Below are 26,267 nucleotides of genomic sequence, written 5' to 3'. Positions count from 1 at the left end.
CCAAATATTTCCCATAAATTTTATTTCAATTTCATTAAATCTATAAATGTGGTTCTATATAATCATTTTTGTCAAATGGTTGAGTAATAAGGTACTTTTATGATAAGATTAAGTAAAGATATGGTAAATAATGATATGCGCAGATATGGAGGTATCACACTATGAAGAAAAAATTTATCACTACACTTGTTTTGATTTTTATTTTTAGTACAATCATAGGTACTAGTGCTGGGTACAGCGAAAAAATCACAGCTTGGTTTTACGATATTAAAATCAATCTTGATAGCAAGCCCTTAGGCTTTTACAGCAGACCTTTTATTTACAACGGCCAGGTTTATGTTTCAATCAATGATATTGCTAGTAACATGGGTTTTGGCATTCAGTGGGATGATAAGAATAAGGTTATGAATTTATCCTCTAATGACAATAACCGTTTTAGTATTAACACCCTTCAACACGAATTAGACCAAAAAAACTTAGAAATTGCAAACTTAAAATTTCAATTAAGTCAGAAAAAAGTTGAGTTAGATATTTTAAGAAACAATAAAGTTTCCAATAGTAGCAGTAGTAGCAGTAGTAGCAGTAGCCAATTCCATGATTTAGAAAAGCTGTTAGAAGATGATTTTGATCAGCATCGCAATAATAGCAGAACCTTAGAATTTAATAATTATGAATTAAGTGAATTATCCAATGATAGCGTTCGCGTAAAAATGTATGGAAACTTCGAACGGACATCTAGATACTGGAAGGATCGAGATAAATCAGATTTCGAAGACTTCATAGAAGATATATGTGAAGAAGTTGATGAACATTTTAGTGATGATATTGAAGTGATTGTCTACGACGAAGATAGTAAGCGAACTGCTGAATATACATACGATGTTAGTAAAGATGACCTCACTGAAGAATATGTTTATGACGGTTCAAGCAGCAATGATGATGACGAAGATCTTGATGATTTAGAAAAATTATTAGAAGATGATTATAAAAGTCATAAAAACGATGGCGGAACCATGTATTTTTCTGATTATGAATTAAGCGAATATAGTAGCGAAATTAGCGTGAAAATGTATGGAGATTTTGACCGTACAGATGATGAATGGAAAGACCGAGATAAGAAAAAGTTTAGGAATTTTATAGACAATATTTGTTCTGAAATTGATAAAAAATATAACAAAGATATTAATATATACGTTAAAGATAAAGACAAAGATCGAACTGCTGACTATACTTATGACGATAGTGCTAATGAAATTAAAAACAGTTACGATTATGAGTATTAAACACAAAATCTGCTAGTAAAAAACTAGCAGATTTTTCATTCTACTTCTACATATATAATTTCCCCTTGATTGTTTATAAAATATTTTACATAATCATCAGTTTCTATGTCTCTTGGTAAACCTAAATATCCATATTTATATACTAAAAATCCTTTATTAAATTCTTTACAGCTTGATTTCTTTGCTATTATTGTAGAATAGCTGTCATCTTCATTATTGACTGTAATCACCCTATTTTCAACCCCTATAAACTTAGTTGAAACAATATCCTGTTCAGTTGTAACATAGTTTTCAACATTCTCAACAGTTCCTGATATGATTTTATATCCTCTTTTTTTAAGCATATTTTCAGAAGCTTTATCTAATAGTGCTGCCATTTCTCCTCGCGCAATAGACGCTTGAGGTCTAAAATATCCTTTTGTGTTCCCTTTCATAATCCCTTTTTGTAATACTGCTTCGATCACAGGAATCGCCGAGGTTTCTATGTTTTTCCAATCTTTCATTGTATAGATCATCTGTTGTTCTTCTCCATTAATAGGTTCAAGTTCTAACACTCTTCCTATCCATAACGCTATTTCTTCACGATTTCTTCCTTGTTTCCATGTATAATCTCGCTCTAAGTTTTTGCGTATACTATTTTCTATATTTTTAACTTGTGCTTCTGTAAGATCCTCATCTTGTGCATAAGCTAATATTTTTTCACCCACTTTGTCTTCTATAAGATCTTTTTGTTTATCTGATAGTTCTACTATTTTATCTATCTCTTTTTTTGTAATGATATTCTTGCTCTGTGCTATTTTTATGTACCCCTCTACCCAATGATCTTGAGATGAAGCAAATTGGTATTTTCCTGTATCTATTTCCTTCATAAGCTTTTGACCAATAACTTGTGCCTCGTCCTCTAATCCCATAAACCGAACCAATAAAATGATTGCTTGTTCCTTTGTTAATGTCGCATTCGGATAAAACTTATTATTTCCCATTCCCCTTATAACAGAAAGGGCACTCATCTTTATAATGGGTTTCTTTGCCCAATGATTTCCCAAATCTGAAAACGAACAGTTTTTGTACAGAGACTCATAATTACTTACCCCCTCATAATCCGTTCCTATTCCATAGCTAAAGTATGCTTCATTAAATAGAGGATTTAGGAGGATAATCATCATAAGTATACAAATAAAAGAAAGTTTTTTTTTCATCGTACCACCTCTTTGATTTATTATTTTTCTATTATATGTTTCGTCAAAATACCGTTCTTTGTTGAATATCTTTTTAGCATCACCAAACATCAAGAAGTTCTAATACTTTGTATAAAAATTTGATTGTCTCAGCCGGTATAATTAGGATATTTGATTTGCATATTTTATCCTTATATTCTTCTATTTTGTGGATATCTATGGCTTGAATTTTTATATTATCCACATTTTCATCTTGTATATTCACATATACACCCTTATCACTTGCACTATTTTCAGTATGGTCCTTGCTTTTCTTTTTTCCACTCTTTTCGTGGGCAATAAAAATTTCTTCATGTATTGAGATAACTTTTAACTTTTCTCCATTTTCATTCAGTAGTTTTAAAGCATCTATTGTAACCCGAGTAGTACCATCCTTTAATGCTTTGAATGGCGCATAAAAGATTCTACTACTCTTTATTTTTTGTTCTTTTCCAAGCAAAGTCCCTACCAATACCATTTCTCTATTATTGATCTTATTGGTAACAATAAATAGATCTTTTGTTAGTAACCCTTCATCTAAACATAGTGTTTTTTGTAGCGGCATCAAAAATGAATCATCGTAGTGGATATACATTTCAAATCCATAAACCTCTTCTAAGCCATCCATATAAAAGCTTAAAGTAAAATTTTCATTCTGTTGAATCTTTTCTTTATCTGTCTCTAATCTTGCAGTTCCATGCGATGCATCTACGTGTATAAACGCCAGATTGAAAAATATGAGTGAAATACATATAACCTTCTTCATTATTTTACATTTTCCTTTCTAATTATTTTTCTATAGGATCCTATTTAAACATTCTTATTCTAAAGTTCTACTAATAAATAGAATATCTCTCATATCAATAATATGGTCTTTATTCACATCTGCGTCATCATGCCATCCGGCTTCATCTTTTTCTAACCCAAATCTCGAAGCCATAAAAACCAAATCTTCTAATTCAATCTTACCATTTCGATCTATATCTTCTTTGATCCTCTGAAGTTCAAAATCTAATAAGAAATTTTGCCCCGCTACTACCATGATGTCTTTTTGAAATGTTTCATAGCCTTGTTTCTCAGCAATAATTGTATAGCTTCCATCTTCTACATTTGTAAACATATATGTATTATTTTTTAGTGTAATAGATTGTAGTTCGGTAGCATCTTTCAATAGCTTGATTTTCGTATTGTCTATATTAAATCCATCACTTGTTGAAACATTTCCACTAATTTTTCCTTTATTTTCAATATAGATAATTGTATCTTCCTGTTGTATTTTTGGATTTGTATAAACATAGTCTAAAGCACCATTACTATTTTTCTCTTGAATCAATTGACTTTCTATTCCTAAAGCAATTCTTCCTTCTCCTACCTCTTTTGCTTTAAATATAAAGGTTGCCAAGGCCTTTTGTTTCTCATTGATCAGTGCTTTATTTTTCTTAAATCCAAATATAATTTTACTTGTTCCCTCTCCATCCTGCAATTTGTCTAAATCCTGTAAATCCCTATTTGCGCATTGTATATTAATAATATTTTCTTCTTCCAACAAAATCTTCTTTGTTATTAATTTCATTTTTTGACCATCATAATTTATTTGAATATTTGCGCCTGCAATATTTTCTGAATTTTCCGCCATAATATTCACAAGTATTTCATCCTCTATAGCTACTTTTTCTTTATTTACTTTTAATGTAAGTTCGTTTTCTTGTGCATATGAAAATATAGAAGTACTGAGTAAACCTATCAAAATTATGCACATGCTTTTTACAATTTTTTTCATTTAAAAAACACCCTTTCTGATCCTTCATCATTTTATATTTATTCTATTTCTCGAATAACCCCAATAACATCTAATAGATTAATGCGATCATCTTCTTTCATATTATAAATCCAATTTTCATCATCGATTGTTTTCCCCATTTCCTTACAAGCTTGTCCCAAATCCTCTAAGGTATAAGGGTCCTCTTCAAATCTTTTGAAGTTTTCAAATAATGCCCAATATCTACAATCTATATGTTCTTTATCTATAAGCTCACTAGCGCCTGTTTTACTTCCCCACCAGTTATGGGTAAAATCTGCTTTCCCTAAACCCCTATAATATATTGCATCTTTAAAATCTTTCAGTATTTGGTTTCTATTAAAATGGATATGGTCACTATCTGTTTTTATAAATATCTTTCCCTCTTTTCCAGAAAAAACATTATTCTGCATATCCACTTCTATTGCTTCTCCTTTTTTAAACACAACAGAAGTACAATCTATTGTATTATCGTATCCATACACATTCGTATTTTTAAAAGTGATTGCATTGTTCAAATTTTTTTTCACTTTAAATGTGTTGTTCACTAATTTTATGTTGTTATTTCCAACAGAAGGATTTATATCTATTCTCCCATCAATTATTGTATTTCCTTCCATATCTATATTATAATCTTTACCCCGTGTGATGATGATCGGATTACATAGAAAAAATTCACTGTCTTTTATATAGATTTTTTCTGCATGTCCTGTTATTACACTCGATTTCATTAATCCTGAAATATGAACACCTTCCATTTTAAAGTAAGCTGCATCTTCTAATTTAAATAAGAGATCATATTTGTTCTTGATTTCAATATGACTCCCCTTTAAAGGGAAAGATATTATATGAATAGCTTTTGAGAATTGCATAGGTTTATACACAATGATATCCTTGCCTAAATAGATCGTTCCTCCCTCCTTCACATATTTTATGGCCTCATTTAAACGTGAAAAATGATCTTTTCCACATTGATCGTCTACATATACTGCTTGATATACGGTTTCACCTATTTCCTCATCTACTATGTTATTCATTTCTTCATACACCTTTCCATACACAGCTTGCGCTACGGTTCCATTGTTGCATAGTACTTCTCCATAAAAACATCGCGTACCTCCTAGTATCATCATTAAAATGAAAAACGCCCTGCATTTCACTTCATCTTCTCCTTTTTGCTTTTTATTAGCCATTTTTGCCAAAAACGAAAAAAAATACTCACGGCAGTCTGCCTTAAGTATTTTTTTATTTTTATCTATCTACTTATATCCACAAGTCCTCTATCGACAATTTCATTCACTGCAAAAGATGCGACATCTTCCGCAAAGCTTCCTGAACCAAAACCTGCATCAAATCCTAATTCTTTTGCAAGTTCATGATTGATTCTAGGACCTCCACAAATTAGAACGATTTTGTCTCGAATCCCTTCTGCTTCAAGTAATTCTACTAAGTTTGTAAGATTTTGAATGTGTATGTCCTTTTGTGTAACCACTTGAGAAATCAATAATACATCTGCTTTTAATTCAATGGCCTTTGCAATAAATTCTTCATTTGGCACTTGGCTTCCTAGATTGATTGCTTCTACACCTTTATAACGTTCAAGTCCATAGTGTCCTGCATAGCCTTTCATATTCATGATCGCATCAATGCCTACAGTATGGGCATCTGTTCCAGTACAGGCACCAACGATCACAACATCTCTTTTGATATTTTCTTTGATGAAGTCTTCTACGCCATATTTATCCATTACCTCTACATCTACTTTTGGTACTTCAATTACTGTATAGTCTACTGTATGTTGGCATTTACCATACATAACAAACATGGTATAGCCTACACCAAGGTCTTTAGCATCTACTACTGCTGGTTCTTCTAATCCCATTTTTGAAGCAAGACGTTTAGCAGCTTCTTTTGCTTCTTCTCCACAAGGTACTGGTAGCGTAAAGCACAGTTGCACCATTCCATCATTCATTGTATCTCCATATGGCTTTATTTTTGTTAAATCTACTTGGTTTATTGCCATTACCTTGCACCTCCTAACATCAATTCAATAAATGGGTTGAAATATTTTTCTTGTTTTAATGTAACGCCTTCAAGGCCTTTTCCACCATCCATCGCTCTTTTTACACCTGCAAATTTTCCTTGTGCGATGGTTTCAAATAATCCTTCATTTTCAATTTGCTCTAGCATATCTGCTGCATTTGCCAGTACTTCCTGTGCCCGCTTTTGAATAATGCCATCTTTTTTAAATTCTATTTCACTAGATATATCTCTTGCATTGTTGAATACATATTTTGCATTTTCAATAGATAATGCACGATCTTGAAGCAGGGGTGTATGGATTGCTTCTGTTAACATTCCTAAAAGCTGTAAGCTTTGGTTTGTCATGATTGCAACCATATTAAACAATGCATCTTGGATATGTCCTTTGTAAATATTTCCTGTCATATATTTTGTAGGCGGCATATATTTAAGCGGTGCATTTGGGAATATCTCCCTTGCCATTTGTGCTTGCGCAAGCTCCAATAAAAATCCATTTTTAAGATCTGGTGTCATTTCAAACGCATGACCTAGTCCCATTTGCTCTTCTGGAAGTCCTGCTTTGAGTGCAAACTGCTCATTGATAAATTGAGAAGCAAGTACTGTATGGGCTTCTTCTACTGCATCAGAGGTTGTTAAATAGTTATCTTCTCCCGTATTGATAATAACCCCTGTAAAACCATTGATAATTCTTGAGAAATATTGGTCTACTAATGTTCTTTGAATATTAATGTCTCTAAATAAAATACCATACAATGCGTCATTTAGCATTACATCTAATCTTTCCATCGCACCCATTGCTGCGATCTCTGGCATACATAATCCTGAACAATAGTTACATAGTCTTATATATCTTCCAACTTCATTACCTACTTCATCTAATGCTTTTCTCATGATTCTAAAGTTTTCTTGTGTTGCATAAGTTCCACCAAAACCTTCAGTTGTCGGTCCATATGGTACATAATCAAGTAAACTTTGTCCTGTCGTTCTAATTACCGCAATAATATCTGCACCTTGTTTTGCAGCAGCTTGTGCTTGTAGTACATCTTCGTAAATATTCCCTGTTGCAACGATTACATATAAGTAAGGTCTAGGGCCTTCTCCTAATGTATTTAAAAATTCATCTCTTTGTTCTCTATTTTTTCTAATTCTTTCTACCATTTTTTTCGCAAGTACAGTTACCTTTTCTTGTATCTTTGTATAATCTGCAACAGGTACTTTTGTTAAATCAATTTCTCCTGTTGAAACCATTTGAGCAATTTCTTGTGGATTCTTTCCTGTATGAATCATCGCATTACCCATCCAGTAAGATGTTCCGAGTCCTAGTCCTCCACCTTCTTTAATATTGTCTACTACAACATTTGGAAGCGGCGTATCGATTTCATCTACATCATCTATTTCTAAAAGTCTAGCAACCGTTCTTTCTACTGCTACCGTTGTATGTTTATCAATAAAAAACTGTGTATCTTCTGCAATTTGTCTCGCAGAATTTCTTGCCTTTTCAATAAGGCTTTGGTCTAGATTTAGTTTACTCTGCATTATTTTTCCTCCCTTTATAAAAGATTCGCATGCAACTATCGTAGCTACTCAGATCATTAACGAAATTTCCGTTGCTCAAAAGTTAGCAGTTAGCCATTAGCAGTTACCCCTAATAAAGCGCTAACTTTAGACATTATCATCTATGTTGGACAAATGCTAACGGCTAACCGTTAACCATTTTACAGATAGCTTTCTGCTTCTTTTAACAATTCTTCTTGTAGTCCCATCAATCTTGCAATATTAATTGCATCTCGTGGCACTTTATTTCTATTTTTTACTTCAATCAATCGATAGTCCATATATTTGTGTACGATTTCTATCCCTATTTGACAAACCGATTCTATTTCTTTTTTCAAGTTTTCGTAATCGATGCCATCAAGGCCTTTTACCTGAAGATGATACACCCCTTCATCATCTGTCAAACCATCAAAATGAGAAGTAATCACTGTAATATTCTTTTTATTTTTTAAAAAATGAATCAGTGCTTTTGATATGGCATATCCTTCTGCTGGATTTGTTCCTCTTGCCAATTCGTCTATTAAGATCAGTCCTAATTCACTTGATCTTTCAATAATTTTTTTAATCTCTAATATTTCTGCACCAAATGTACTAAGTCCCATATCTGTTGACTGTAAATCACCTAAAGAGAAAAAGATATAATCCTTTAATGAAAAAGTCATTTCCTTCGCTGGAACAAAAAGTCCAAATTGTGCCATAGCACTTAATACGCCAATTAATTTAAGAGATATTGTCTTTCCTCCCATATTAGCGCCTGTAATACAAGTTACCCCTTTTCTTAAGTTTACAGAAATAGGTGTAAATATTTTTCCCTGTTTTCGAAGCGTGTCAGATACTTTAACATGTCTTCCATCTACAATCGTAAGGTTTTCTTCATCTAAAACTTTTGGTTTTACACCCTCTATACCTACCGCAAGATACCCTTTAGCAACGAGCAAATCAAGCTTTCCAATGGCTCTTACATTGTCATAAATCCCCACTATTTGCTTTTTAATCCACTCTGTTAAGGCCTTTCTTACAGTAAATTCTTCTTCTTCTTCTTGAAGTTTTAATTCGTTTAATTGTTTGAATTTTTCATCCATGCTTTCATCTAACTTCACCTTAAAAGTGATATTCATATAGGTTTCTGAACTATACATAAGTCCAGGGCATTTCTCGAGTTCTTTAATCTTATGCACATCACTTTTATTTGCTGAAATTTCACCATTTGGTCTTATCTTCACATTCAACGCTTTTTCTAAATCTTCTCTCAAGTTTTTTTGGGAACGCTTTATATGGCTTTCAATATCTTTCATTTGCTTTCTTAATTTTTGTAGTTTTTCAGAATAAGCATCATATATATAGAAAGTATTGACACCATTTTTTTCCGGATCTAATAGATCTGTCAACCTGGGCATAGGCATGATTTTTAAATCTTTTGGCACGTTCCACTTTAACTTCGTGACGATTTCATCAAGCTTTGAAAGTAAAAATAGAAAACTTTTTATTTCAAACAATTCCACAGTACTTAATACTTCATTCTCTTCTATCCTTTTAAAAGAACCTCTTAAATCCTTAATATGTTTAAAGATATTACGCATTTCTACTAAAGTATATCTATGCTTTTTAATCAGCATGGCTACTTTTTCAATCCGCTCATATTCTTCTAAAAGCGCTTCTTTGTTCTCTTGTAAAAAGGGCTTCATCTCTTTTTTACATTGCTCTCCGAAAGGCGTATATACCGTAATCCGAGAGAAAATATAATCAAGTTCTAGATTTTTAAATACACGATCGGATAGAAACATATTTATTCACCACCTAACACAACATCAAAAACAGGGATTGAACCTAAAAATTGTTTCATTTTTTGTAAAAATTCTTCTGGTTGATAGTAGTAACCTTGTGGTGCATAGGGGTTGACTGTAACTGCTAATGGTTCAATTTTATCTACCACATAAATCTGAATGCCAGCTTTTTTAAAAAACATCCAATCCTTTGATGAAATAAATATTCTTGTCGCATCTTTTACAACAAAGATGACTTCTTTGTATTTTCTTGTGCTACACATGATCGATTTTAGTGTATTGGTTACCAAAGATCCTCCAATGACCACATATCTTGTATCGTCCTTTATGGCTCTTCCAATAATTTCTCCACTATTTAGCGCTGTTTGAATAGAAAGGGATGTTACATCATTTTCCTCACCAATCATCGCATAGCCTTTCTCATCAATAATCATCCCTGATAGATTTCGAATCTCGTCATCTTCTACTTTTGGCAAAGAAAACAATTGTATCTGGTGCATCGTCTTTTCTATAACCTTATTCATGTCGCGACTGATTACTGCTCCCGTAGCCAATATCGTAGCCTCCGTTACGGATGGAGAAGCAGACGAAATACGATCAATCGCACCATCTACAATTACTAACTTTGCTCCATATGTTAAAAGTTTGTCACATACACTTTTAATTTCACGATTTGTATTGGGCCCTGCAATCTGTACATATCCAGAAGTTTTTGCTTGAACAATAATAATTCTTCCCATAGAAGTATTCACATTTGTTACTTCTAAGATTTCTAGCTTCGCTTCTGTATATTTAAGGGTTCCCTCGGTCGTTGCAATGAGTGTTCCCTCATCTACATAAATCATAGGTTTTTCTGTATTTGTGACGAGATCTTGATTTTCTCCATCTCTTCCTGTGGAGGTAATCCCTATTCGAATATTTCTTTCCATGGCTTCATCAATAACGCGATTGAGTGTTACTGTTTTTCCAGCATTCTTTGCCATTCCCACAATAGAAATGACTTTATGGCGATTTTGTATCATATCCATTAACTGCATGCAGTCTTCCCCCTTGAAAACATTAGCTGTTACTCGTGATGTCCTCTTTCTCTTCTTTCAAGATCTACTGGCTCAAGTGCTACTTGATTTCCTTGTAACAATCCTCCTACACCAGTAATTTTGTGCGCTCTTTCGGCTTTACATACTGGGCAATTGCACGCTTCTTTATATGGCTCAGGCTCAGTATAAGTTGTGATAACACCTTCAAAGTTTCTAAGTACCACTCTCTTTGGTGATTGTGTAATGACATATTGAGGCATTACAGGTGTTTTTCCACCACCACCAGGTGCATCTACAACAAATGTTGGTACTGCATATCCTGAAGTATGTCCTCTTAATGCTTCGATAATCTCTATTCCTTTAGATACAGGTGTTCTAAAGTGCTCAATACCCATTGAAAGATCACATTGATAGATATAGTAAGGTCTTACTCTCATTTTAACAAGATCATGCATTAATTTTCTCATTACATGCACACAGTCATTAACGCCTCTTAAAAGTACAGATTGATTTCCTAGTGGTACACCCGCATCTGCAAGTAACGCACAGGCTTTTGCTGCTATAGGTGTTACTTCTTTTGAGTGATTAAAGTGTGTATTTAACCAAATTGGATGGTATTTTTTTAACATATTCACAAGTTCTGGTGTAATTCTTTGTGGTAATACAACAGGTGTTCTTGATCCTAATCTTACGATTTCAACATGTGGAATTTCTCTTAATTTCTTGATGATGTATTCTAATGTCTCATCACTAACTAACAAACAATCTCCGCCTGATAATAATACGTCCCTTACCCCAGGTGTATTTCTAATGTATTCTATCGCCTTATCAATTCTTTCCATAGGCATTGCATCATCATTTTGTCCTGCGAATCTTCTTCTTGTACAGTGACGACAATACATTGCACATTGATCTGTAATTAAAATAAGTGCTCTATCTGGATATCTGTGTGTAAGTCCAGGAACTGGAGAATCCCCATCTTCATGAAGTGGGTCTTCCATGTCTGCATCTGATTTATGTGTTTCAAGGATTGTCGGTACTGCTTGCTTTCTTACAGGACATTCCGGATCATTTGGATCCATTAATGATGCATAATATGGTGTAATACTCATTCTTAATGTTTTTAATGATTCTCTGATTCCTTCTTCTTCGTCGTCTGTAATGTTAATAACTTTTTTCAGATCCTCTACAGTAGTAATTCTATTTCTTACTTGCCAATGCCAATCATCCCATTGGTCTTGTGTAATATCTTTCCATAATTCAATCTCTTTGTAATTTCTCATACTATAAAACCCCCTTATGATTAATTTCTCAAAATCATTTTAGGGATAATCAAAATAAGTGAATGATCCAACAAAGCCATTTATTTTTTTGATTATCCCTTATTTATATGTACATAGCTATTATACTGTATTTTTAGAATACCTACAAAACCTTACTTATTATGCGTATAGTTCTTCGTAAATTTCTCTTAATTCTTTGCTTTCTCTCATGATTTGAAGCGTTATTTCTGCATGTCCTCTTGTATAACCATTTCCAACGATCATTGCAACATCAGAACCGACACCTTCTGCACCTAATGCAGCTTTTGTAAAGCTTGTTGCCATACTGAAGAAATAGATTACCCCATCATTTTTTGTAGCCAAAACACTTGTCATTTCAGTATCAGGAATATTTACGTTATTGATTGTTACATCAGCCATTTCTCCGTTTGTAAGTTCTTTTATTTTTTCCATTACTTCAACAGGCTTTGTTGCATCAATGCTTACATATATATCTGCTACATTGGCTCTTCTTGCATTGTCTAAGCTTTTTTGGCTACGTCCTGCACAGATTACTTTGCCTGTAACCCCTGCTCTTCTCTTTGCTTCGTAGCAACATAACATACCTGATTTACCTGCTCCTCCGATAATTAGCACCGTATCTCCTGGTTTTACTAATTTTGCAGTTTGCGCTGGTGCCCCTGCTACATCTAATGCCGAAAGTGCAAGATTTTCTGGAATATCATCTGGAAGGACTGCATAGATTCCTGATTCGAATAATATTGCTTTTCCTTTAATATCTACTTGATCAATATTTTTTCTTACTGCTAATATTTCATCTATTCTAAGTGGTGTCAATGAAAGAGATACTAATGTAGCAATTTTATCTCCTACTTTAAGATCAATTTTTCCTTCAAGTGCAGGTCCTATTTTTTCAATCGTTCCGATTAGCATACCACCTGAACCTGTCACAGGGTTTTGATGCTTTCCTCTTTCAGCAATAATGTTTAACATAATCTCTTTAATTTTTTCTACATCGCCATCTGCTTGACTCTTGATTTGTGTAAAGCTTGCTGAATCAATATTCAAAGTTTGTACATCAATTAAAATTTCATTGTCGTAAAGCTCCATTGTGTTGTCTATTTTTTTTGCTGGTTGTGGTAATGCTCCTTTTGGCTCTATTACTCTGTGTGTTCCGTAAGGACATCCTTTTTTCATCTCTAATTCCTCCTCATATTTTTATATCATTTTTATTTTTTCACTATTTATTCATCGCTAACATATAAAGCAATCATCGTGCCAAAGTTGTTTTATATTTAACAAGAAAACATAAAAAAAATGAAAACCACTATATAGCTTACATTCATGACTTTCTTAATTTTATAGATTGGAAAAGGTTTTCTCGAATTTATCGCAAATCAGAGATCTTTTTATTTTTAAATGCCAAATTTCCGGCACTTACTTTTATTCTCTCTTTATTTTGTACTTCTTGATTTTATATTGTAGGGTTTGCCTCGGTATTTCTAGACCCTCTGCTGCATGGCTAATGTTTCCATTCCATTCTTTCAGCGTTTTTCGAATCATTTCTATTTCAAGATTCTGCAGCGCTGTCTTTAAAGGGACATTTTTTATATCCATTGTTTTTTCTAAATTCTTTCTATTATATTTTTCAAAATGCATAGGCAAACAATCAACAGTAATCTCCTCTCCATCCATTAAGTTCATCGCCCCTTCAATAATATGCTCTAATTCTCGTACATTTCCAGGCCAATCATAGTTTTCAAATATTTCAACAACTTCATCCGATACCTTTTTCACCGTTTTATTGAGTTGATTGTTAAATCGATCAACAAAATATTTAACCAAAATCGGCATATCTCCACTTCTTTCTTTAAGTTCTGGAAGTCTTAATCCTACAACGTTTAAACGATAATAAAGGTCTCTTCTGAGGCGTTTATTTTCCACAGCAACAAAAGGCTCTTCATTACTAGCAGCTACAATTCTTACATCTACTTTCCTTGTTTTACTATCTCCTACCCTTCTAATCGTACCATCTTGAAGCACTCTTAATAACTTTACCTGCAATTCTAGCGGCATTGAATTAATTTCATCTAAAAATAATGTACCGCTATTTGCTAATTCAAATAATCCTGCTCTATTATCTGCTCCTGTAAAGCTTCCCTTTATGGTTCCAAACAATATACTTTCTAGCAAAGTACCTGGCAATGCGCCACAATTTTGCGCAATAAAAGGTTTATTTCTTCTCGTGCTAGCAGTATGCATCGCATGTACAAACAATTCTTTTCCAGTCCCTGTTTCTCCATAAATCAATACAGGAGAAGATGTTTGTGCTGCTTTCATTGCTAATCCTTTTACTTTTGTGATCTCTTTGCTTTTTCCAACAATATCAAAAAATGTATATTTTGCGCTGTCTCCTTCATCCTTTTTCTTTCGATTTTTCCCCTTACTTAATAATTGTTCTTGAAGGGCTACTACTTTTTCTGATAATTCCTTTACATCTGTAATATTTTTGGATATTTCAATGGCGCCAATAATTTTTTGTTTCACTTTTATTGGAAAAGATGAGTTAATCGTAGTAATTTTCTTGCCCTTATAGTTTAAGAAGGTTTGCTGTATATCAAATGTTGGTATCCCCTTTTGTATAGCTCTCAATAATGTACTTGTTTCTGGCGCTAAAGAAGGATATATATCTAACATATATTTTCCTATTGCTTCCTCCCTTCTAATATCTTCATACTCTGTAGCTGCTTTGTTGAGATAAATAATACGTCCTCTTGCATCAATCATCTCGATGCCTTCTTCTACATGATCTAAAATTTTTTCCATATTCTCCTTTGAAAAAATTAAATCCATTCCCATCACCATCCAATGCCAGATTTTCATCAGTAAGTGCCGAATTCTTGTCACTTAATTGAAAATAAAGGCAGCTTTCGCTGCTTTATTTTTCACATTTTATTAGGTGCATCTATTTCAACATTATTTAGTATTTCCTTGATCATGATTCTTATATGATCTATTATATTTAGCGTAACAGATAACCTATTTTTGTCAAGCTTTCTAAAAAATGTTCTTTCGTGAAATTGATAAAAAAGTCCACTCAGTTCTAACATATACGTGATCATTTCATCTGGTTTTTCACATGCGATTGCTTGTTTTATTACACAAGGATAATCTATTATTTTTTTTATCATCCTTTTTTCAAAATGGTCTACTTCATAATTCATTGTATCTTGTGATCCTTGTACAGAGATACCTTCTTCTTCAAATATTTTAATAATAGAACAGATTCTACTATGTACATATTGTGCGGATTCTATTTCATTTAATGTTAATTTACTTTTAATGTTATATCCTTTAAGTAATTTCTTCAAATGTATTTTATTTAACGTTGCTTCATCGTCATCCTTAAAGTTTAAAAGTGTCCCCCACCCATCGGCTTCTAAAAAAAAGTTAATGAATCCCGGATTTACAATCTCTATTTTTTTAAAGATATTTTCTTTCTTCTCCATCTCATTTAAGATTTTCTTTCCTAAATCCATAGGTTTTTCTTTGCATATTTTAGACATATACAATGCTATATTGGTGGTATAATCTCCGTGTTCTTCTTTCTTCGTTGATTCTACTTGGATAGATTCTATAGGCATTTCATATTGAAAAAGAAATAATAGTATTTCTTTTATGCTCTTTTTTATTTTTTGTCTTATATCTTGCATCACGCTTCATCTCTCTTACATAATCATTATATTTAACTTATTTGTACTTTCTGCCATTCCTTGTAAACTCACAAAATACTCTATAGACACATTCCCTTTATTTGCATCTGTAATGGTATAGCCCATATCCTTTGTCAACACTTCCATATCCATAACGCCATAAGGTGTAGGATAATTTGTAACGGTTCTTTTCCCCTTCTCAAATACAATTTCTGATTTTAATACACCAAATCTTTTCATGGATATTTTGTCTTCAGATAGCTTAACCGTTGTCGTGCATCCTTCCATTCCAGAAATTTCTGTTTCTTCATATACCAAATATATACTGTTTCCTTTTTCATAAAGTTTTCCTTCTGTCACTAATTCAATGCTATTTTCTTCTCCGTCCAAGCTTGTTTGCAACCCTTCTATTTTTAACATTACATGCTTCATTTGTGCACCTCATTCTTATCTATTTTCATACCGCTCTATTGCGAGTCCAATCAATTGATCAATTAGTTGGTCATAAGAAAGTCCTGTTTCTTTCCATAGCAACGGATACATACTATATTTTGTAAAACCTGGCATGGTATTTACTTCATTAATGTATATTTTCATTGTCTCTTTCTCTAAAAAAAAGTCCGCTCTTGCAAGCCCTGAGCAATCTATGGCCGTGTATGCTTTTACAGCCATCTCTCTAATCTCTAATTCTTTCTCTTTAGGAATATTTGCAGGTATCACTATTTTTGAATTACCATCATCAAAATATTTTGCATTGTAATCATAAAACTCATGTGAAGGTAAAATTTCACCTGCTACAGAAGCCTTTGGATCATCATTTCCTAAAACTGCACATTCGATTTCTCTGCCATTTATAAAAGTTTCCACTAGCATTTTTCTATCGTGTTTTGCTGCCATTTCCAAACCCTTGATCAATTCTTCGCGGTTATGGGCTTTGCTTATTCCTACACTTGATCCTAAGTTGGCAGGCTTTAAAAAAATAGGATATTGAAAATTTTCTTCAACCAATCGAATAGCAGTTTCTTTATTTTCCCTAAAATCTTTCCTCATAATCACTATATATTTTCCTACAGGTAGTCCTGCTTGCTTAAAAATTTGTTTTGTATAAACTTTATCCATTCCTACTGCAGAAGCTAACACACCTGCACCTACATAAGGAATATCTGCCATTTCCAATAAGCCTTGAATGGTCCCATCTTCACCAAACGGACCATGTAATACAGGGAAAACTACATCAACAAGTTCTGCCAATTTCGATTTTTTCCCTCCTAATGGCATAATGGAAAGTATGTTATTATTTGGGTTTTGTTCCAATTGTTTTTTTGCTGCCACTTCCCATTCTCCTGACTCAATTTTTTCAATCGGTCCATTGTATATCATCCAACTACCTTCCTTTGTAATGCCTAAAGGAAGAACATTATATTTTTTTTTATCTATAGCTTTTATGACTGAAGTTGCAGACATAAGGGACACTTCATGTTCTCCTGATTTACCCCCAAATATAACAGCTACATTTATTCTTTTATTCATTATAAAAACCCCCAAATTGAATTATTTTATTTAATTCATTAATATTCTATACTTATGGGATTTATTAATCAAATCATTTTTTATTATTTTTTCATGAAAAAATATGTAGCTTTAGTACAGAAGTACTGAAGCTACATGTTTTTATATCATTAGTGTACCATTTTCACTTTTGATAAGTTTTAGAATTTTTTCTTCTTCTCCCGTGTTCGCATTAATATAGATTAAAAACTGATCGCCTTTGTAGCTTGCTTCAAATTCATAACAATAAATTTCTCCAAAAGAACTTGTAGGAATAATACAAAGCTGTGGATCTTTTTCTACTTGTGCACGCAAGCTTATTTTTTCTCTTGCCTGCTTAGCTGTTTGTTTTGGTTTTTTGATATCTCTTTTATAGTTTGTTGTTAGAAAGTGTGTTGAATCAAACCCTACAATTTCTCCATTGTCTAAAGCTACCTTTACTTTTATTAAGTCAGGATACATGAAAACATCTTCTTGTTTGTATACATAATTGACCAATACAACGCCATCGTATCTTACTGTATACGTAGGTTCCATGTTTTTAAACCCTTTCTCTTCTAAAAATTTTGATGCATATTTTATAGCTTGTTTTGGTGAAATATTTGTTTTTTTTACTTCTCGGTTATTTAATATCCATGCAACATATCCATTTCTTTGCGTAATATCTATATATACTGAATTTCCCTTTCCTGATTCCTGATTTTTAGGTATGACCTCAAAGCTGTATGTATCAATTCTTCCTTTTCCATTTGTCGTTTTTTCTACTTTGTCAATTTTTCCTCCGCCTAAAAATTCAATGACTTTTTTCTCCGCCTCTTTTTGTGTGATTTCCGGTCCTTTTAATCTTGGTCGAACACCTTCAATAACATGTTCTGAAAAAGGGCCATCATAAATAAGTTCTGGATACTCTACCATTCTTTCTTCAAATTTATTAAACTTCAATTGAATTGGATTTTCCTTTTCTGCTTCTTGATTCAATTCTTTACTTCCTTTTTTTCTGAGTTCCCCTTTCCATATCGTCCCTTTTAATGCTTTCTTCTGTAGATCCTGTAGATCCTGTGATAACTTCAACGCATAATTATGCAATTTTTCTAAATTATCAATCTCTTTATCTCCCAATGGCTTATCACTAATGCTTATTTTTGCCATAGCAAAGGTATAATCACCTAATTGACTTAGAAATTTTTCTGTCTTTGTGATATCTGCATGTTTGATAGGAAGTTGCGACAGTTTTTCTTGTGCATTGTATGCATTTTGCCATATATTTGAATATAGTACAATATTCTCTTTTGTTTGAGAAGAGACCATTAATTTTGATAAATCTGTTGTAATCGTTTCTACACTTCCTGTTAAATCATAATACATTCTTTGAAACTGATTGTCTAAAAATATATAGTACTCATTTTTTTCTTTATATTGATTGTATCCCCATATGCCAGTAGTTAATAAAGCTACAGTAAGAACAATGGGTAAGATATACTTTTTCATATTGTTCACCTCCTCAATTACCAAACCAGTGTTTGCCTATTTTTTTGATTACTTTCCTAGACCAAATCCATTTACTTGTAGCGGTCGCAGGATTCCAATAATATCTACATCCTCCCGTTGGATCCCATCCATTTAATGCATCCTGTGCTGCTTTTACACAACTCTCAGCAGGCGCTAAATTAATTTGTCCATCACTTACTGCTGTAAATGCTCCTGGTTGATAGATCACCCCTGCAATCGTATTGGGAAACGAAGGATGTCTTGTTCGATTTAAAACAACAGCGCCCACAGCAACTTGCCCTGTGTATGGCTCTCCTCTTGCTTCCCCTGTTATGGCTTTTGCCAATAAACTGATTTCATCATTTCTTGCTGCACCTTTACTACTAGGTTGATATGTAGCTTCCTTCGCTTCGTTTTTTGTAGGAATGCCTAATTTTTCTGCTGTCGCTGCTCCTACTACGCCATCCGCTGTCAATCCATTTTTTGTTTGAAATTTTTTCACTGCTTCAAAGGTTCCTCCCCCAAACACACTGTCAATCGGCCCATCATAATATCCCCAGTTCTTTAGTTTTGTCTGTAGCGTCTTTACTTCTGATCCACTAGACCCCCAATATAGCGTCCCCTGAGCAACGCCTATATTAAAATAGCTATCAACAGCTAAAGAAAAACATAGGGAAACAATAATAAGTAATAGGCTTATGCAAAATGTTTTTCTTTTCATCTTCCTTCCTCCCTTCATTTCGCTATTAGCAAATCATCTTTAGTGATGAACTACTAACGTCTTAGTTTTCTTTCAATACAATAAATACTTCTGATACCTATTTTTAAGTTCTTTTTGTATGATTTTATTTTTCATCAGTACTGCATCAATTATACAAGAATAAGATATATGTTTTTTGAAAAACAAAATACTGAGGGTCTATCTTTCCCTCAGTATTTATTAATTATTTCATCCCTACCACTTTATTCAATTTCAATTTTGCTTCCTCTAAAATCTCTACCGTTTTAAATTTTAATTTTATAGGTATACGATCCTCACTTTTAGCTGTACTAATCATTTTAAATTCTTCTTCTGTCAATACATTCATCATTTCTTTTTTTGTTTTCTCATTGGTCAATCCATTCTTTGTATCTATAAAGCATAGTGGAGGAAACAACACACACCACCAATTTGCGCCTTCTCCTTTTCCGATGACCACTCGGAGTGCTTCATAATTTCCAGCAGGTAATGTAATACTTCCATAGTTTTTCGTTGGAAAATCAACTTCTGCCAATGTTGCTTTCACTTCATAATCACGATTATCTTCCTTGATTGTATCCATGGCAATCACTTCTATATTTTTAATATTTCTTTTAATAATGCCTCTTGTTTGATCTAAGCTCTTTGATCCTTCAAACTTAGGATTCATTTCCTCAATAATACGATCCCTTACCTTTAACTTCAATGCTTGATCCTGTGGAGAATCACTATTCGCAAGCACATGAAATCGAATCATTTGTTTCTTGTAACTCTTTTGATTTTCATATACATCATGTGTAAAAAAATAAAATCCAACGGTTATAAATGTTATCAATATAATTCCTATCACAAAGTTCATTTTTGCTTTATGCACACAGATATTTTTCAAAAACTTTTCCATAAAAACCCCCCGATTGCTAATCTTTTATTATACTTTCAGTATTAACAAATAGGGGAAATTTTAAACTCATTTATATATATTTTTCCTTGGGAATTATTGGGTAACACCGATTCTTCTTATTTTTATGGCTACATTTACCTTTACTTTTGTAGTAGGAAAGATTTCATCCCAATCTTTTTCAACTTTTTTCCATGTATCTGGTTCATGTTTTCTCAAATATTCACCAGCCTGCACCAAATCTGCCCCAAAATCTTTTTGTATCTTTTTATAAGTTGCTTCTATTTGTTTTTCAAAAGTTTTGGATGCGATTTTTTCTACCTTTTGGATATATTTATTATCAAGGGGTTGACCTTTTACTTCAAACATATGCTGTTCTAAATCCCCTTCTGCTTCTATGTCGAAGGAAGTATATAATTCTCCATCCTTTTCAAATACTTTCATTTTTGTTTTTGAGTCTGTCATTCCTATTGGAATAATCAAATCGTCTACCTTTACATTAATTACAGTACTCTGAATCTTATCAAACATAAACATTACATTTCTTGTTTCTAATTCTCCTAACTCTCCAACCATTTTAAAATTTTTCAACACAGCAGATCCTGCAATTTTAAATTGATCCTTTGAAGAAAGAATCCTTGGTGTAATTGCAACCTTACTTTCATGTAAACTTCGTAGAATATATCCAAAATCTGCATCCGCCATTCTTGCAGATCTCTTACTTTGCTCCATCAATTCTCGAATAAACAGTCCAAGAACAGGCTCATCTTTTGTTGACGTGTTCAGTATTTCTTTTGCTTCTCCTGGTGTAATCATCAAATTTATCTTTCTACCTATTTCAGGGCTTCTTTCTATAGCATCTAATACTTCACGTAGCATCTTTTCGTCACTCGCTAAAGCCTTTCCAAGAACAATGGCTTTTGTATGGCGAAAGAACATTACCCTCGCTATTCTATTATTTAAACTGCCCAATATATCACGTATATTTTGTCCTACAGAAGCATATATATATTTAGATTCTCCCTCTCCTTTTCCTGCAATTACCCCTGTATTAGGATATGCAATCGTAATGACATATTTGTTTCTTGAAATATCCTGAGATTCCTTTGTTTTATCTGAATCTTTATTTTTTTTACCATCTTTACTATCAAATTTATCTATCCCTATTAGCGCAACAAACGCTCTTTTTTCAATTTCCACTTTATCCCAGCACCCTGTAATCAATAGACTGCTGATGATCCCAATGCAAAGCATTCTCCATTTACGCACCCGTCTTCCCCCCTTTGCTTTTTTTTAAAACACTTATAATCAAAAACAAAATAGGCAACAGAATTACATAAACTGGCACCAAATAATTTGAGAATTTATCCATATAATCTCCTGCCTGTGCAATATTATCGGGGATCAAAGCAAGATAATAGATAAGGGGTAATATCGGTAAAACAAAGTAATTTTGCTCCTTCGATCCTAAAGCACCACTTAACAGTAAACTAGCACCAAAGTACGCTCCTGCTAATGTCATAAATACTGAAAAAATCCATATGGCAATGATAAAAATTTCAATATTTTCTATGAAAGCACCTGGTAAATCCACAGTCTTAAAAATTTCTAGTGATGGCCATATAGTATGGGTAGTTTCTATGATTCCAAATCTGCCAACCGTCACAATAAGTATACACATATAGATGGCTAACACCATCCCTACCGTTAAACAAGCATGTTTTTTTATATTTTTTTTATCTATTACAAATTGTGAAAATATAAGTATTAATTCTATTCCTATGAAACTAAAAAAACCAATGGGAATCGCTTTTAAGATTTTAACCAGTGGTGTCTTAAACACAGGAAGAAAATTACTCAAATCAATTTCTGGAATAACAGGTAATATCATTCCTATCGCAATAACAATGACCATAGGGAAAATAATCTGTGCCATTCTTGCAATAGGTTCTATTCCACTTCTAGCCAAATAGGAAGCTGTAAACAATAAAGTAATCATCAATATCTCTATAGGGGTATGCAAAAGTAAATATGCTTTTACTATTTCTCCACAAATTCTTGTTTCAATAGCTGCAAGAATAATAAGGTAAATACAAAATCCAATCGAGATGATTTTACCTAAAAACTTCCCTATCAACGAACTGCTTATTTGCTCAATGCTTTTCTGAGGAAACTTTTTTACGAGTTTTGCCATCAATATGCCAATGACTAGTGTCATAAAACCACCGATTAAAAGAACAATCCATCCATCAGGCCCCACTGCTTCTGTAAGTACCCTCGGAAGAGTTAAAATTCCTACCCCAATAATGGTAACAGAAAGAATCATTCCCAATTGTACACTTGAAATCTGATCATTATTCCTCTCCATTACTATCACCACCCTCTATTTTTATATCTTGTCTCATTTTTCCCAATCGATCACTATCACTTCTATGCAAAAATTCTGGCCTTTTTTTCATCATACGAAGGGGTACTCTAACAAACACATCCTTAAAGTCTTTCATGGTCATCTCGCTCGCTACAAAAGGACTTAGATAAGGTACTCCAAAACTCTTTAAATTACATAAATGCGTGAAAATAAGAATTAAGCCTAAGATAATCCCATATAATCCTAGAACGCCTGAAAATATCATCAAAACAAATCGTAATAATCGGAAAGATATAGCAATACTATAATTCGGTGTCGTATAAGCTGCTATTGCAGTAAGGGCAACCACAATCACCATAAGAGGACTAACAATACCTGCTTGTACTGCAGCTTGACCTAGTACAAGTCCTCCAACAATACCAATTGTACCGCCAATGGCACCTGGTAACCGAACCCCTGCCTCTCTTAATACTTCAAAGGCTGCTTCCATAATAAAAGCTTCTATAAAAGCTGGAAAAGGTACATTCATTCTGCTTCCAGCTACATATAACGCTAGATCTGTAGGTAACATGCCTGGATGATAGGAAGTAACAGCAATATAGAAACTAGGTAATAATAGCGCGATAACGATACTCAAAAATCTCAATATTCTAATAGCTGAACCAATAAAAAATCTTTCATTATAGTCTTCTGGAGATTGCAGTAATGTAACAATCGTTGCTGGTACCAATAATGAAAAGGGCGTATTATCAATAATGAGTGCAATACGTCCTTCATAAAGTCCCGCTGCCACAACATCTGGTCTTTGTGTATGCTGGATTTGTGGAAAAGGAGATCGCCAGTCATCTTCTATGAGTTGTTCTACATAACCACTTTCTAAAATAGCATCAATATTTATTTTGTCCAATCTCTCCTTCACCATTTTTAATATGGATTTATTAACAGTCTCTTCTATATACATAATGGCTATATCTGTTTTAGATCTTTGTCCTAACTGCATTTGCTTGATCTTAAATTTAGGATCCCGAATTCTTCTTCTTACCAATGCTGTATTTATTCTGAGTGTTTCTGTGAAGCCATCACTCGGTCCACGGATAACCGTTTCAGTGGAAGGTTCACTAACCCCTCTCATCGGCCATCCTTTTGAAGCAATCACTAAAATTTTATCCCATTTGTCTAAAATCAATACCGTATCTCCTGATAAAATGCTATCAATACCCGCATTAATATCATCCACTTCCTTAATATCTGATACCGCAATAACCCCATCCTTTACGGCTTCATATATTTTTTGTTTTACACTACGAAATTCAATGTCTGTATCTAGAGATAAACCCATTATATTTCTTAATACGTAATCATTTAATAAATTTGTATCTATAAGGCCTTCCGCATAGATCGCTACACATTTCAGTTTTTGCTCTTTCGCCATATTAAATTCTCTGTAGATTACATCATCACAACTACCCAATATTTCTTTTATCTTATCTAAATTTTCTTGATAATCCTTTTTAACAGGCATTTTTATTCTCTCATCTTCCTTTTTATCTGCAAATAAATCTTCAAAAAATCCCATAGCATCTCCTCCTTTACTTAAAGATCCGCTCCTGCTAAATTACCATTTCATCAAAATATACGAAAAATTATATATACCAAGACACCACCTATTATGTATGTATATCCTATCCCTTTACAAATTCGGGCTTCTTTTCTCAATTTCTTTTTCTTTAAATATCTATAATCTACAATCAAGCAAAATAAACCAATGCCTATAGCCATAAATAACAAATATAGGGTATAGAATTCTTTGATCTCTTCATAAAAAATAATCATCCATTTTGACAAAGCCTTATCACCTTCTTTAAAAATAATGTACTTAATATAATGTTCACATATTTAGGTAAATATATACAAAAAGAACCGCTAAAACGAACGGTTCTTCTAAATAGTCCTTCTATTTTGTTTTATTGGCGAATTTTACAATAATGTTTTCAAGCTCCTCGATATGGTGTTGTGCTGCTTTTTGTGCTTTTTCTGCATCCCTGTTGGCAATGGACTCAAGAATCTGTTGATGTTCTGAAAGAACTTCTTTTGATTGATTGTATTCTACAAAATAAGTGATTCTAAATCGTTGCACTTGCTCTTGTAATCCTTGTGAAATCTGAATAAGCTTTGCATTACGTGTAGAATAAAGAATCGCATCATGAAATTGCATATCCTTTTCGATCATCCCATCCGTATCTCCACTTTCTAGACATCTCTTAAAATGATAGGATATTAATTCTAGTTTCTCTAGTTCTTCTTCTGCCATCCTCTCAGCAGCTAAAGAAGCTGCCAGACCTTCTAGCACACTTCTTACTTCTAGTACATCTAAAATATCCTTTATAGATACATCTGCCACATAAGCACCTTTTCTTGCAACCATAATCACAAGACCTTCTAATTCTAATTTCCTAATGGCTTCTCTAACAGGTGTTCTACTTACTCCTAGCTGCTCTGCAATTTGAACTTCCATCAATCTCTCACTTGGTTTTAAATCTCCATTTAATATGGCATTTCTCAAATTTTCAAAAACTACATCTCGAAGGGGTCGATAATTTTGTAGATTCAATTCACTCAACCTATTCATTAGCATATCCGTCCTTTCCATCATAAGTTTTGACAAGATAGATTTGATTATATACCTTACTCAAATTTTCATAAGCATTTTTCGCTTTGGTATAATCCTTATATATACCAAATACAGTAGGGCCACTGCCACTCATTAAACTTCCTAAAGCATGATAGGCTACCATTTTTCTTTTGATATCTCGTACGATAGGATGCATCCCCTCCGTCACAGGTTCTAAAACATTACATAAATTTTCTACAACTGTTTGCACATCTTTATTTTCTAATGCTTTTAATATTTTATCTGTTTCTGGATGCTTCTCAATATGATTTACATCTAAAGCTTTGTATACACTTGCTGTAGAAACACTTATATTAGGTTTACAAAGCACCACCCATTGATCAAGACCTTCTATCGATGTTAATTTTTCACCAATCCCTTCTGCAAGCGCAGCGCCTTCCAATATACAAAATGGAACATCTGCGCCTAATTGTATGCTTAAATCCATTAATTCTTTTTTTGTAGCACCAATTTTCCATAATTTATTTAATCCTATCATTACAGCTGCTGCATCTGTACTTCCACCTGCAAGACCTGCTGCGACAGGAATATTTTTATGGATATATATTTGTATTCCTTTATCTATATGAAAAGTATCCATCATGAGCTTCGCTGCCTTATATGCAATATTCCCTTCATTGTTTGGAATAAATTCGCAGTTCGTTTCTAATAGGATTCCATTTTCTCTACTTTCTAATAGTATTTCATCATATAAATCTATCTGTTGCATAATCATCTTCACTTCATGATATCCGTCTTCTTTTCTTCTTAAAACATCTAATGAAAGATTTATCTTCGCTCTCCCTCGTACTTTTATTTCATTCATTTGTTTCACCCCTTGTC

General features: G+C 33.1%; 24 protein-coding genes. 1 reads left to right on the top strand and 23 read right to left on the bottom strand.

The genetic code is table 11. From position 1 onward, the window contains the following. Positions 1-161 precede the first annotated feature (161 nt). The gene (locus EV214_RS04930) at positions 162-1,283 is read left to right on the top strand and encodes a stalk domain-containing protein (RefSeq protein ID WP_132243310.1); all 1,122 of its coding nucleotides are present in this window, start codon (positions 162-164) and stop codon (positions 1,281-1,283) included. Between the two features lie 35 nt (positions 1,284-1,318). On the opposite strand, the gene EV214_RS04925 is transcribed toward EV214_RS04930, so the two are convergent. The 23 genes from EV214_RS04925 to ispE all read right to left on the bottom strand — a co-directional run bounded on the left by EV214_RS04925 (position 1,319) and on the right by ispE (position 26,250). Beyond that, positions 1,319-2,482 carry an S-layer homology domain-containing protein gene (locus EV214_RS04925; protein ID WP_165916246.1) on the bottom strand — a complete coding sequence of 388 codons (1,164 nt, stop codon included), beginning with the start codon at positions 2,480-2,482 and terminating at the stop codon, positions 1,319-1,321. Between the two features lie 79 nt (positions 2,483-2,561). Further along, positions 2,562-3,266 carry a cohesin domain-containing protein gene (locus tag EV214_RS04920; protein WP_132243306.1) on the bottom strand — a complete coding sequence of 235 codons (705 nt, stop codon included), beginning with the start codon at positions 3,264-3,266 and terminating at the stop codon, positions 2,562-2,564. Between the two features lie 54 nt (positions 3,267-3,320). Then, positions 3,321-4,280 (bottom strand): carboxypeptidase regulatory-like domain-containing protein, encoded by a 960-nt coding sequence (locus EV214_RS04915; protein ID WP_132243304.1) that lies wholly within the window; start codon positions 4,278-4,280, stop codon positions 3,321-3,323. A gap of 38 nt (positions 4,281-4,318) precedes the next feature. After that, complete coding sequence (locus tag EV214_RS04910) at positions 4,319-5,458, bottom strand: hypothetical protein (protein ID WP_165916245.1); 1,140 nt, start codon at positions 5,456-5,458, stop codon at positions 4,319-4,321. A 95-nt stretch (positions 5,459-5,553) separates the two neighbouring features. Further along, positions 5,554-6,321, bottom strand: a complete 768-nt coding sequence (gene kamE, locus EV214_RS04905; protein WP_132243300.1) for a lysine 5,6-aminomutase subunit beta — start codon at positions 6,319-6,321, stop codon at positions 5,554-5,556. Next, positions 6,321-7,877, bottom strand: coding sequence for a lysine 5,6-aminomutase subunit alpha (gene kamD, locus EV214_RS04900; protein WP_132243298.1), 1,557 nt, complete (start codon positions 7,875-7,877; stop codon positions 6,321-6,323). The genes kamE and kamD overlap by 1 nt, the downstream gene beginning before the upstream one ends. A gap of 179 nt (positions 7,878-8,056) precedes the next feature. Continuing rightward, positions 8,057-9,679: a lysine 5,6-aminomutase reactivase ATPase KamC gene (gene kamC, locus EV214_RS04895; protein ID WP_132243296.1), complete on the bottom strand. Its 1,623-nt coding sequence runs from the start codon at positions 9,677-9,679 to the stop codon at positions 8,057-8,059. 2 nt (positions 9,680-9,681) lie between these two features. Then, positions 9,682-10,716, bottom strand: a complete 1,035-nt coding sequence (gene kamB / locus EV214_RS04890; RefSeq protein WP_132243294.1) for a lysine 5,6-aminomutase reactivase subunit KamB — start codon at positions 10,714-10,716, stop codon at positions 9,682-9,684. A gap of 29 nt (positions 10,717-10,745) precedes the next feature. Next, positions 10,746-11,999, bottom strand: a complete 1,254-nt coding sequence (kamA, locus tag EV214_RS04885) for a lysine 2,3-aminomutase (protein WP_132243292.1) — start codon at positions 11,997-11,999, stop codon at positions 10,746-10,748. A gap of 159 nt (positions 12,000-12,158) precedes the next feature. Continuing rightward, positions 12,159-13,196, bottom strand: coding sequence for an L-erythro-3,5-diaminohexanoate dehydrogenase (gene kdd, locus EV214_RS04880; protein WP_132243290.1), 1,038 nt, complete (start codon positions 13,194-13,196; stop codon positions 12,159-12,161). A gap of 246 nt (positions 13,197-13,442) precedes the next feature. Beyond that, on the bottom strand, positions 13,443-14,825 hold the full coding sequence (locus tag EV214_RS04875; protein ID WP_243116552.1) for a sigma-54 interaction domain-containing protein: 1,383 nt from the start codon (positions 14,823-14,825) through the stop codon (positions 13,443-13,445). A 119-nt stretch (positions 14,826-14,944) separates the two neighbouring features. Continuing rightward, positions 14,945-15,712 carry a DALR anticodon-binding domain-containing protein gene (locus EV214_RS04870; protein ID WP_132243288.1) on the bottom strand — a complete coding sequence of 256 codons (768 nt, stop codon included), beginning with the start codon at positions 15,710-15,712 and terminating at the stop codon, positions 14,945-14,947. A gap of 15 nt (positions 15,713-15,727) precedes the next feature. Further along, complete coding sequence (locus EV214_RS04865) at positions 15,728-16,144, bottom strand: DUF1934 domain-containing protein (RefSeq protein WP_132243286.1); 417 nt, start codon at positions 16,142-16,144, stop codon at positions 15,728-15,730. A gap of 15 nt (positions 16,145-16,159) precedes the next feature. Beyond that, positions 16,160-17,242, bottom strand: a complete 1,083-nt coding sequence (locus tag EV214_RS04860; RefSeq protein ID WP_132243284.1) for a D-alanine--D-alanine ligase — start codon at positions 17,240-17,242, stop codon at positions 16,160-16,162. A 141-nt stretch (positions 17,243-17,383) separates the two neighbouring features. After that, on the bottom strand, positions 17,384-18,748 hold the full coding sequence (gene ypeB / locus EV214_RS04855) for a germination protein YpeB (protein ID WP_132243282.1): 1,365 nt from the start codon (positions 18,746-18,748) through the stop codon (positions 17,384-17,386). 13 nt (positions 18,749-18,761) lie between these two features. Beyond that, the gene (sleB, locus tag EV214_RS04850; RefSeq protein WP_132243280.1) at positions 18,762-19,469 is read right to left on the bottom strand and encodes a spore cortex-lytic enzyme; all 708 of its coding nucleotides are present in this window, start codon (positions 19,467-19,469) and stop codon (positions 18,762-18,764) included. A gap of 223 nt (positions 19,470-19,692) precedes the next feature. Beyond that, positions 19,693-20,388, bottom strand: a complete 696-nt coding sequence (gene spoIIR, locus EV214_RS04845; RefSeq protein ID WP_207669624.1) for a stage II sporulation protein R — start codon at positions 20,386-20,388, stop codon at positions 19,693-19,695. Positions 20,389-20,481: 93 nt separating this feature from the next. Continuing rightward, positions 20,482-21,654, bottom strand: a complete 1,173-nt coding sequence (locus EV214_RS04840) for a Ger(x)C family spore germination protein (RefSeq protein WP_132243278.1) — start codon at positions 21,652-21,654, stop codon at positions 20,482-20,484. Beyond that, positions 21,647-22,753 (bottom strand): GerAB/ArcD/ProY family transporter, encoded by a 1,107-nt coding sequence (locus tag EV214_RS04835; protein WP_132243276.1) that lies wholly within the window; start codon positions 22,751-22,753, stop codon positions 21,647-21,649. Before EV214_RS04835 ends, EV214_RS04840 begins: the two co-directional genes overlap by 8 nt. Further along, complete coding sequence (locus EV214_RS04830) at positions 22,740-24,329, bottom strand: spore germination protein (protein ID WP_132243274.1); 1,590 nt, start codon at positions 24,327-24,329, stop codon at positions 22,740-22,742. The genes EV214_RS04835 and EV214_RS04830 overlap by 14 nt, the downstream gene beginning before the upstream one ends. Positions 24,330-24,379: 50 nt before the next feature. Continuing rightward, positions 24,380-24,586 carry a CLC_0170 family protein gene (locus EV214_RS19625; RefSeq protein ID WP_408631296.1) on the bottom strand — a complete coding sequence of 69 codons (207 nt, stop codon included), beginning with the start codon at positions 24,584-24,586 and terminating at the stop codon, positions 24,380-24,382. 121 nt (positions 24,587-24,707) lie between these two features. Continuing rightward, positions 24,708-25,382, bottom strand: a complete 675-nt coding sequence (locus EV214_RS04825) for a GntR family transcriptional regulator (protein WP_132243272.1) — start codon at positions 25,380-25,382, stop codon at positions 24,708-24,710. Then, a complete protein-coding gene (ispE, locus tag EV214_RS04820) occupies positions 25,375-26,250 on the bottom strand; it encodes a 4-(cytidine 5'-diphospho)-2-C-methyl-D-erythritol kinase (RefSeq protein WP_132243270.1) in 876 nt (291 codons plus the stop codon). The genes EV214_RS04825 and ispE overlap by 8 nt, the downstream gene beginning before the upstream one ends. Positions 26,251-26,267 lie beyond the last annotated feature (17 nt).

The sequence above is a fragment of the Marinisporobacter balticus genome (genome assembly GCF_004345705.1).
GTDB classification, from domain to species: domain Bacteria; phylum Bacillota; class Clostridia; order Peptostreptococcales; family Thermotaleaceae; genus Marinisporobacter; species Marinisporobacter balticus.
The sequence above is the reverse complement of the archived record's forward strand: the minus strand, read 5'-3'. Positions and strand labels throughout refer to the sequence as shown.